Source organism: Microbacterium sp. NPDC055683 (assembly GCF_053617895.1).
Genome location: NZ_JBSHGQ010000071.1, coordinates 1 through 9432 on the forward strand (window position 1 = coordinate 1; position 9432 = coordinate 9432).

Consider the following 9432-nt stretch of genomic DNA (forward strand, 5'->3'; position numbering starts at 1 on the left):
CGGCGGGCGCGGGGGGGGGGCCCCCCATACCCCCTTTTTCGCCCCCCCCGCGCCGGGCGGGGCCCCCCCGGGGGGGGGGGGGGGGGGGGGGCCCCGCGGCCGCTCAGCGCGCCTCGGCCTCGACGAGGTGGTCGGCGTACGCCTTCACGGTGAGGAACGCGCGGAACGTCTCGCTCAGCGCGACGTCGCGGAACACCTCGGCGGCGTCGTCGAAACGGTCGCCGGGGGAGCGCGGCACCTCGGTGAGCACGCGGTCGACGAGAGCCGCGACGTGGTCGCGGGTGATCGGGGTGCCCTCCTCGGTCGTCTGCTCCTGGCGGATCCACTGCCAGATCTGCGAACGTGAGATCTCGGCCGTGGCGGCGTCCTCCATGAGGCCGTCGATCGCGACGGCACCCTGCCCGCGCAGCCACGCCTCGATGTAGCGGATTGCCACGGAGACGTTGTCGTGCACGCCCGCATCGGTGATGGGGCGGCCGATGAACAGGTCGAGGAGGTGCCGCTCGTAGACGCGCACGTCGTCGCGGGTGCGATCGAGCTGGTTCGGGCGGTCGCCCAGCACGGCGTCGAACTCGGCCTGCGCGGTCGGGATGAGGTCGGGGTGCGCGACCCACGTGCCGTCGAACCCGGCCCCCGCCTCGCGGCGCTTGTCGGCGGCGACCTTCTCGAGCGCCCTGGCGTTCGCCGCCGCGTCGCGCCGGTTCGGGATCGAGGCGCTCATGCCGCCGATCGCGTAGGCGCCGCGACGGTGGCACGTCTGCACGAGCAGCTCGGTGTACGACCGCATGAACCCGACCGTCATGGTGACCTCGTCGCGGTCGGGCAGCACGAAGCGCGAACCGCGTCCGCGGTAGGTCTTGATGATCGAGAAGATGTAGTCCCAGCGGCCGGCGTTGAGGCCCGCGCAGTGGTCTCGGAGCTCGTACAGGATCTCCTCCATCTCGAACGCCGCAGGCAGCGTCTCGATGAGCACCGTCGCGCGGATGGTGCCGTGCGCGAGGTCGAGGCACTCCTCCGTGAACGAGAAGACCTGGTCCCACAGCCGCGCCTCCTCGGAGGACTCGATCTTCGGGAGGTAGAAGTACGGGCCGGCGCCGCGCGCGACGAGCTCGCGCGCGTTGTGGAACGCGTACAGCCCGAAGTCGACGAGCGAGCCGGAGGCCGGCAGCGTGCGCCCGTGCCGGTCGGCGAACCGCAGGTGGTGCTCTTCCAGGTGCCATCCGCGCGGCCGCATGACGATGGTGGGCGTGCGCTCCGCCGTCACCTCGTAGCGCCGCCCCTCGGGGGTCGTGAACGAGAGCTCGCCGCGGATGGCGTCGCGCAGCGACAGCTGACCTCCGATGACGTTGCGCCAGGTCGGGCTCGTCGCGTCCTCCTGGTCGGCGAGCCAGACGCGCGCGCCCGAGTTCAGCGCGTTGATCGTCATGCGGGGGTCGGTCGGCCCGGTGATCTCGACGCGGCGGTCCTCGAGCCCGGGGCCGGGGCCTGCGACCCGCCACGTGCGATCGGCGCGGATGCGGGCGGTGTCCTCGCGGAACCGCGGGTCGCGGCCGTTGCCGATCTCATAGCCGCGCCGCATGCGGTCGGCGAGGCGGTCGTAGCGCGGGCCGGCGAACAGCTCGTGCAGCTGCGCGAGGAAGGCGAGGGCCTCGGGCGTGAGGATCTCCTCGAAGCGGTCGTGCAGGGCGCCGGCGATCTCGATCGCGGGCGCGATGCGCGCGGGCTCGATGCGGACACGGGCGGTGGCGGGGGCGGCGATGGTCATGATTCCTCCTCGGATGGTCGGTGCGTGCTCAGTGGAACTGCTCGGACTCGGTGGAGCCCACGAGGGCGAGGGTGGCGCTCTCGGGGTTGAGGGCCGACGACACGTGGTCGAAGTAGCCCGTCCCGACCTCGCGCTGGTGGCGCGTGGCGGTGTACCCGTCGGCCTCGGCGGCGAACTCGGCGTCCTGCAGCGCCACGTAGGCGCTCATCGCGCTGCGCGCGTAGCCGCGGGCGAGCTGGTACATGGAGTGGTTGAGGGCGTGGAAGCCGGCGAGGGTGATGAACTGGAAGCGGTACCCGAGGGCGGCCAGTTCGTCCTGGAACGACGCGATCTGCGCATCGTCGAGGGCGCGGTGCCAGTTGAAGCTCGGCGAGCAGTTGTAGGCGAGCATCTTGCCCGGGTGCTCCGCGTGGATCGCGGCGGCGAACTCGCGCGCGAGCTCGATGTCGGGCGTGCCCGTCTCGACCCACAGCAGGTCGGCGTACGGGGCGTAGGCGAGGCCGCGCGAGATGACCGGGTCGATGCCGCATCGCACCCGGTAGAAGCCCTCGCTCGTGCGCTCGCCCGTCGTGAAGGCGCGGTCGCGCTCATCGACGTCGCTCGTCAGGAGGTCGGCGGCGAGGGCGTCGGTGCGGGCGATCTGGATGGTCGGGACGCCTGCGACGTCGGCGGCGAGCCGCGCGGCGTTGAGGGTGCGGATGTGCTGCTGCGTGGGGACGAGCACCTTTCCGCCCAGGTGCCCGCACTTCTTCTCGCTCGCGAGCTGGTCTTCCCAGTGGATGCCGGCGGCGCCCGCCTGGATCATCGACTGCGCGAGCTCGTACGCGTTCAGCGGGCCGCCGAAGCCCGCCTCGGCGTCGGCGACGATGGGAGCGAGCCAGTCTCGCGTGACGGCCCCCTCGGCGTGCTCGAGCTGGTCCTGGCGGAGGAGGGCGTTGTTGATGCGGCGCACGACGGCGGGAACGGAGTTGGCGGGGTAGAGCGACTGGTCGGGGTACGTCTGCCCCGACAGGTTGGCGTCGGCGGCCACCTGCCAGCCGGAGAGGTAGATGGCGGGCAGGCCCGCCCGCACCTGCTGCACGGCCTGGTTGCCCGTGAGGGCGCCGAGCGCCCGGACGTACGTGTCGGAGCGAAGACGCTCCCACAGCGTCTGCGCGCCGCGGCGCGCGAGGGTCGGCTCCTCGCGGACGGTGCCGCGGAGGCGGACGACGTCGTCCGCGGTGTAGTCGCGGCGGATGCCGGTCCAGCGCGGATCCGCGCTCCACTCCAGGCGGAGGTCGTCTGCGGTCTGCGTCTCGTCGCCCGGACGGGCGGCGGAGGGGGTGCTCATCATCGTGCTCCTCGTCGTCGGCGGCAGCGGTGCCGCGGGGTCGTGCTCCCACGATGCGCGACCGTCGACGCCCTCGACCGGGATCGATGCGGAGAATTTCCCCACTTCTTCTGCGAAACGGATGTCCTGTGGCATCATCGGCGCATGGCACCGGCAGAAGACGTCGACGACGACGGGCTCGATGCGCTCGCGGTGGGGCGGCGCATCCGACAGCTGCGCACCGACCGCGGCATGACGCTCGACGCGCTCGCCGCGGAGGTCGGCCGCGCGCCCAGCCAGCTGTCCATGCTCGAGAACGGGCGGCGCGAGCCGCGGCTGTCGATGCTGCGGACGATCGCCCGCGCGCTCGGGGTGGGCGTCGACGCGCTGCTCGAGACGGCGCAGCTCGACGGACGCGCCGAGCTCGAGATCGCGCTCGAGCGCGCGCTGCGCTCCCCTCGCATGCAGACCATCGGCGTCGAGCCGTTCCGCGTGCCCAAGGGCGTCCCCGACGAGGTGCTCCGCACCATCCTGCGGCTCTCGGGGGAGGTCGACCGCCTGCATGACGAGCGCTCGGCGACCCCCGAGGAGGCCCGCCGCGCGAACGTGGAGGTGCGACGGCTGATGCGGCGGCAGGACAACCACTTCCCGGAGCTCGAGGCCCAGGCGCAGGCGCTGCTCGCCGCGGTGGGCCATCCGGGCGGTCCCCTCACGCAGCGCGCGGCGAGCGACATCGCCGCGCACCTCGGGTTCACCATCCACCACGTCCCCGACCTGCCGGCCTCGACCCGCAGCGTGGCCGACCTCCGCCACGGACGGCTGTACCTGTCCGACCGCGGCGGCGGAGACCCCCGGGCCGCCGTGCTCCAGGCGCTCGCGAGCCGCGTGCTCGGACATGCCGAGCCGACGGGCTACGAGGAGTTCCTGCGTCAGCGCGTCGAGCAGAACTACCTGGCGGGCGCCCTGCTCGTCCCCGAGAGCCACGCGGTGCCGTTCCTCCAGGACGCGAAGGCGCGCAAGGCGATCTCGATCGAGGACCTCCGCGACGCCTACTCGGTGTCGTACGAGAGCGCGGCGCACCGGTTCACGAACCTCGCCACGCGGCACCTCGGCATCCCGGTGCACTTCCTCAAGGTGCACGAGTCGGGGACCATCACGAAGGCGTACGAGAACGACGGCGTGAACTTCCCCGCCGACCGCTTCGGCTCCATCGAGGGGCAGCTGTGCTGCCGGCGCTGGACGAGCCGGGTCGTCTTCGACGTCGACGACCGGTTCAACCCGTACTACCAGTACACCGACACGGGCGGCGGCACGTTCTGGTGCACGGCGCGCGTCGAGCAGTCGAGCCAGGGTGCCCACTCCGTCAGCGTGGGCGTGAGGTTCGCCGACACGAAGTGGTTCGCCGGCCGCGACACCCCGTATCGCGGGGTGTCGCGGCATGCCGTCGAGACCTGCTGCCGTCGCCCGCCCGCCGAGCTCGAGGCCGCCTGGCGCGAGGGGGCGTGGCCGAACGTGCGGACGCCGCGCACGCTGCTCGCGACGCTCCCCACGGGCGCCTTCCCCGGCGTCGACACGACCGACGTGTACGCGTTCCTGGAGGCGCACGCGCCGGCGTGATCCGTCACGTGCCGACACATCGCGTCGCGCGCGGACACGGCGGCGCGCGGCCGCACGCCGCCCCCTAGCCTTCCCGCATGAGCTCGATCGACACCGCAGCCGTCGTCCCCCACGCCCCCGCCGCCGAGCGCGCGGATCGCCTCTCCGCGGCCGGCTCCGCGTGGGGCGAGCGCATCGCGGCCGACCCCCGCACCGCGCACCTCACCTACCGGGTCGGCGGGCAGGGAGAAGGCGCCGTCGCCACGCGCATCGTCGCCGGCCGGCACGCCTTCTCGGTCGACGAGCCGGCCGCCCTCGCAGGCGACGACGTGGCGCCGAGCCCCGTCGAGTACGCGCTGGCCGCCCTCATCTCGTGTCAGGTCGTCGTCTACCGCCTCTACGCGCACGCGCTCGGGATCGTCGTCGAGGGCATCGACATCGACGCGGAGGGCGACCTCGACGCGCGTCGGCTCTTCGGCATCGACGAGACGGTGCGCGCGGGCTTCGGCGCCGTGCGCCTCGCGATCCGCATCTCCGGGCCCGAGACCGCGGAGCGATACGACGAGCTCAAGGCGGTCGTCGACGCGCACTGCCCCGTGCTCGACCTCTTCGAGAACCCCACACCCGTCACGACGACGGTCGCGAAGGTCTGATCGCGGACGGCGTCGCGCCGCGTGAGCGCTAGGCTCCCGATCCGTGAGCCAGTCCGCGAGCACCGCGCCCCGTGTCTTCCGCCAGTCGATGCTGCGGAGGATCCCGCTCGGGCTCATCCTGTCGGCGCTCGTCGTCCTCCTGGGCCTCGGGCTGCTGCCGCAGTTCAAGCCCGTGACGATGCCGAAGGCGCAGTTCGGGATGCTGTCGCTCGCCGTCATCTCGATCCTCCTCGTGCTGATCTGGTTCTGGCTGCTGTGGTGGGCGAACACGCGCGTCGTCGTGACGGACGAGCTCGTCGAGGTGCGCCGTCCGTTCATGACGGTGCACTCCTGGCGCCGCGACGCCGTGGGGTTCTCGAGCACCGTCACGCGCCAGTACACCAACGGCATCCGCAGCGGCACGACGCGCACGCTCACCGTGCACACGCAGGGCGGGCAGACGGCGATCGCGCTCGCGGGCATGCCGCAGGCCGCGTTCAGCGACCTGCTCGCCGTGCTGCAGGCGCCCGCCGTGCGCGCGCCCGAGGATGACGCGTTCCTCCGCTCGGTTCCGCTGCCCGCCGTGTTCGCCCCGACGCGGGGGTCCGTCGTGCGCCGCGCGGTCGTGACCGGATCGGTCGCGGCCGCCCTCCTGCTGCTCGGGCTCGGCGCCGTCGTCGCGGGCATCCTCCTGGACGGCGCGCTCATCGTGGTCGGCGCTCTGCTGCTGCTCGCCGCGACCGGGCTCGGGATCGCCGCCGGCGTCGCGGGCGGGCGCGCGGGCCGCATCCCCGAGCGCATCGAGGTGTCGCGCGGGGCGATCGCGATCGACGGCAGGGTCATCCCGCTCGGATCCCTCGAGCGCGTCTGGATCAGCCCGCCGACGTACACCGCGTCCCGGCGGCTGTCGGTCGTGCACCCCGGCGGGAGCCGGGAGCGCTGGGCGCTCGGGGCGGGCAACGACGCCGCGAAGGTCATGCCGCAGTGGGAGCAGCTCGTCGTCGCGGTGCAGGCGGCGGCCGTCGACCATCCCCAGCTCGTCGCCTACGACCTGGAGTGACCGACACGCCCCGGTTCGCGGTGGGCATCGGCATGCCCTATGCTGGATCGAGCAGTGATCGTCTGCATTCTTCCGCCGTGCCTGGCGCGACGGAGGGGATGGAGGGGGTCGCCTCGAGATCATCTGATCTCTAGGGCGGTAGCTCAATTGGCAGAGCAGCGGTCTCCAAAACCGCAGGTTGCAGGTTCGATTCCTGTCCGCCCTGCGCGTCAGCGACAGCTGACCCACGAAAGGTGACGAATGGCCCACGACGCATCGGGCGGCGAGATCGTCGCGGCGAACGGCACGACCGGCGAGAAGAAGGCGAACGTCTTCGCCCGCATCGTGATCTTCATCCGCCAGGTGATCGCCGAGCTCCGCAAGGTCGTCACGCCCACGCGCAAGGAGCTCGTCAAGTTCACGGCCGTGGTGCTCGGGTTCGTCGTCGTCATGATGGCTCTCGTCTACGGCCTCGACTTCGCCTTCTCGTGGGTCACCTCGGTGGTCTTCGGGGTTCCGAGCTGATCCAGCCCGTCGGATGACGCGCGCGCTTCCCCGCGTCACAATGGGGGAGGGCGAATCTGCGTGACGCCGGCCCGGCGTCCGGAACGGAAGAGATAACCACGTGGCTGAGAAGTACTCCGACGACGTCGACCTGGCGACGGCTGCCGAGCAGTCGAGCGAGGAAGACGAGGCCCAGGAGGGCAACGTCCTCGCGCAGGAGGAGCGCGCGAGCTCTGCCGCCGAGCACTCCGCCATGCACGTCGAGGACGACGACGCAGACGCAGACGACGAGGACATCGACGACATCGACGACCCGGAGGCGGACGCGATCGTGAACGACGCACTGAACATCGACGAGACCAGCGAGGTCGAGGCCGCGGCCGAGGTGCTCGCGGACTCCGCGGCCGAGGAGGCGGAGGAGGCCGCTGCGGCCGCCGCCGACGACGTGGAGCCCTACGACGGCCCCGAGCTCGGCGAGGACGACGACGCCGAGGCGTCCGACGACCCCTACGAGGCGTTCCGTCAGGAGCTGCGCTCCCTCGAGGGCAAGTGGTACGTCATCCACTCCTACGCCGGCTTCGAGCGCAAGGTGAAGGCCAACATCGAGCAGCGCAAGTCGACGCTCGAGGTGGAGGACGACATCTACCAGGTCGAGGTCCCCATGGAGGACGTCGTCGAGATCAAGAACGGCCAGCGCAAGATGGTCACGCGCGTGCGCATCCCGGGCTACGTGCTCGTGCGCATGGAGCTCAACGAGGACACCTGGTCGGTCGTGCGCCACACGCCGGGCGTCACGGGCTTCGTCGGCAACGCCCACAACCCGACGCCGCTGCGCTTCGAAGAGGCGTTCAACATGCTCAAGCCCCTCGCGGAGCTCAAGGAGGCTCAGGCCCAGGCCGCGTCCGGCACGCCCGCGAAGAAGGGCTCGCCGGCGGCGACGCGCACGATTCCGGCCGAGGTCGACTTCGAGATCGGCGAGACCGTCACGATCAAGGAGAGCTCGTTCGCCGGCCTCCCCGGAACGATCAGCGAGATCTCGCCGGAGAGCGGGAAGCTCACGGTGCTCGTGTCGCTGTTCGAGCGCGAGACGCCCGTCGATCTCACGTTCGACCAGGTCACGAAGATGGTCTGAGGCCCGCCGCCTCGAACGCCCCCGTCGGATGCCGACGGGGGCGTTCCCGTCTGCGCGCGCGATCGGGTAGACTTGTCTGGTTTGCGTCCCGTCACGGGACGCGAGCGCGCACCGCCTCCGGACCATCCGGGCCGCGGGAGAGCGGATGCATCCGGCGTCCGCTCGATGAAAGGAAGAGGAAATGGCACCGAAGAAGAAGGTGACCGGCCTGATCAAGCTTCAGATCAACGCCGGTGCAGCCAACCCGGCGCCGCCGATCGGCCCGGCCCTGGGTCAGCACGGCGTCAACATCATGGAGTTCTGCAAGGCGTACAACGCCGCGACCGAGTCGCAGCGCGGCAACGTCATCCCCGTGGAGATCACCGTCTACGAGGACCGCAGCTTCACGTTCGTCCTGAAGACCCCGCCGGCCGCGGAGCTCATCAAGAAGGCGGCGGGCGTCGCCAAGGGCTCGTCCACGCCGCACACGGTCAAGGTCGCCAAGCTCACCAAGGAGCAGGTCGCCGAGATCGCCAAGACGAAGCAGCCCGACCTCAACGCGAACGACCTCGAGGCCGCCTCGAAGATCATCGCCGGCACGGCCCGCTCCATGGGCATCACGGTCGAGGACTGAGGGAGAGAACGAACATGGCTGCCAAGTCCAAGGCTTACAACGCCGCCGCCGAGAAGATCGAGGCCGGCAAGTACTACACCCCCGCCGAGGCCGTCGCCCTGGCGAAGGAGACCGGCTCGAAGAAGTTCGACTCGACCGTCGAGGTCGCGCTGAAGCTCTCGGTCGACCCGCGCAAGGCGGACCAGATGGTCCGCGGCACCGTCATCCTGCCTCACGGCACGGGTAAGACGGCGCGCGTCATCGTCTTCGCCAACGGCCCCGCCGCAGAGGCTGCGATCGCGGCCGGCGCCGACGAGGTCGGCGGCGCCGAGCTCATCGAGAAGGTCGCCGCCGGCTGGACCGACTTCGACGCGGCCGTCGCCGTGCCGGAGCTCATGGGCCAGGTCGGACGTCTGGGCAAGGTGCTCGGCCCCCGCGGCCTCATGCCGAACCCGAAGACGGGTACCGTCACCCCCAACACGGCCAAGGCCGTCGAGGAGATCAAGGGCGGCAAGATCGAGTTCCGCGTCGACAAGCACGCCAACGTGCACTTCGTCGTCGGCAAGGCATCGTTCTCGGCCGACCAGCTGAACGAGAACATCGGCGCGGCGCTCGAGGAGATCGTGCGCCTCAAGCCGTCCAGCTCGAAGGGCCGCTACATCCAGAAGGGCGCCGTGTCGACCACGTTCGGCCCCGGCATCCCGCTGGACGTCAACGCCATCGCGTGATCGCGTCCGCGTGAGAAGGGCCCCGCCTCGGCGGGGCCCTTCGTCATTCCCGCCGCGAACGGCCATCCGGCTGCCGAGAGCTCATCCCCTTTCACACATTCGGGTGGCTTCTCGTCCAACGGATATCCGTTGGAC

At 71.3% G+C, this 9432-nt stretch carries 9 protein-coding genes and 1 tRNA gene; 8 read left to right on the top strand and 2 right to left on the bottom strand.

Going from position 1 to position 9432, the window contains the following annotated elements; genetic code table 11:
- Positions 1 to 103 precede the first annotated feature (103 nt).
- Positions 104 to 1765 carry a malate synthase A gene (gene aceB, locus ACWGPF_RS17180; RefSeq protein WP_452333945.1) on the bottom strand — a complete coding sequence of 554 codons (1662 nt, stop codon included), beginning with the start codon at positions 1763 to 1765 and terminating at the stop codon, positions 104 to 106.
- 28 nt (positions 1766 to 1793) lie between these two features.
- Entirely contained in the window at positions 1794 to 3095 is a 1302-nt protein-coding gene (aceA, locus tag ACWGPF_RS17185) for an isocitrate lyase (RefSeq protein ID WP_452333946.1), read from the bottom strand.
- Positions 3096 to 3239: 144 nt separating this feature from the next.
- Between aceA and ACWGPF_RS17190 the strand changes: the two genes are divergently transcribed.
- From ACWGPF_RS17190 to rplA, 8 genes are all read left to right on the top strand, one after another.
- The gene (locus tag ACWGPF_RS17190) at positions 3240 to 4691 is read left to right on the top strand and encodes a helix-turn-helix domain-containing protein (protein ID WP_452333947.1); all 1452 of its coding nucleotides are present in this window, start codon (positions 3240 to 3242) and stop codon (positions 4689 to 4691) included.
- A gap of 77 nt (positions 4692 to 4768) precedes the next feature.
- The gene (locus ACWGPF_RS17195) at positions 4769 to 5323 is read left to right on the top strand and encodes an OsmC family protein (RefSeq protein WP_452333948.1); all 555 of its coding nucleotides are present in this window, start codon (positions 4769 to 4771) and stop codon (positions 5321 to 5323) included.
- Positions 5324 to 5366: 43 nt separating this feature from the next.
- The gene (locus ACWGPF_RS17200) at positions 5367 to 6362 is read left to right on the top strand and encodes a hypothetical protein (RefSeq protein ID WP_452333949.1); all 996 of its coding nucleotides are present in this window, start codon (positions 5367 to 5369) and stop codon (positions 6360 to 6362) included.
- A gap of 132 nt (positions 6363 to 6494) precedes the next feature.
- Positions 6495 to 6567: transfer RNA gene (locus ACWGPF_RS17205), tRNA-Trp, on the top strand.
- Positions 6568 to 6602: 35 nt separating this feature from the next.
- Complete coding sequence (secE, locus tag ACWGPF_RS17210; protein WP_345440458.1) at positions 6603 to 6866, top strand: preprotein translocase subunit SecE; 264 nt, start codon at positions 6603 to 6605, stop codon at positions 6864 to 6866.
- A 100-nt stretch (positions 6867 to 6966) separates the two neighbouring features.
- Positions 6967 to 7977, top strand: a complete 1011-nt coding sequence (gene nusG, locus ACWGPF_RS17215) for a transcription termination/antitermination protein NusG (RefSeq protein ID WP_452333950.1) — start codon at positions 6967 to 6969, stop codon at positions 7975 to 7977.
- A 181-nt stretch (positions 7978 to 8158) separates the two neighbouring features.
- Positions 8159 to 8590 (top strand): 50S ribosomal protein L11, encoded by a 432-nt coding sequence (rplK, locus tag ACWGPF_RS17220; protein ID WP_271173641.1) that lies wholly within the window; start codon positions 8159 to 8161, stop codon positions 8588 to 8590.
- Positions 8591 to 8604: 14 nt separating this feature from the next.
- The gene (rplA, locus tag ACWGPF_RS17225; protein WP_452333951.1) at positions 8605 to 9297 is read left to right on the top strand and encodes a 50S ribosomal protein L1; all 693 of its coding nucleotides are present in this window, start codon (positions 8605 to 8607) and stop codon (positions 9295 to 9297) included.
- Positions 9298 to 9432: the final 135 nt, after the last annotated feature.

What these genes read in the sequence shown, in the direction of transcription:
- aceB (WP_452333945.1), bottom strand. Translation starts at nt 1,765, where the DNA reads ATGACCATCGCCGCCCCCGCCACCGCCCGTGTCCGCATCGAGCCCGCG.
- aceA (WP_452333946.1), bottom strand. Translation starts at nt 3,095, where the DNA reads ATGAGCACCCCCTCCGCCGCCCGTCCGGGCGACGAGACGCAGACCGCA.
- ACWGPF_RS17190 (WP_452333947.1), top strand. Translation starts at nt 3,240, where the DNA reads ATGGCACCGGCAGAAGACGTCGACGACGACGGGCTCGATGCGCTCGCG.
- ACWGPF_RS17195 (WP_452333948.1), top strand. Translation starts at nt 4,769, where the DNA reads ATGAGCTCGATCGACACCGCAGCCGTCGTCCCCCACGCCCCCGCCGCC.
- secE (WP_345440458.1), top strand. Translation starts at nt 6,603, where the DNA reads ATGGCCCACGACGCATCGGGCGGCGAGATCGTCGCGGCGAACGGCACG.
- rplK (WP_271173641.1), top strand. Translation starts at nt 8,159, where the DNA reads ATGGCACCGAAGAAGAAGGTGACCGGCCTGATCAAGCTTCAGATCAAC.
- rplA (WP_452333951.1), top strand. Translation starts at nt 8,605, where the DNA reads ATGGCTGCCAAGTCCAAGGCTTACAACGCCGCCGCCGAGAAGATCGAG.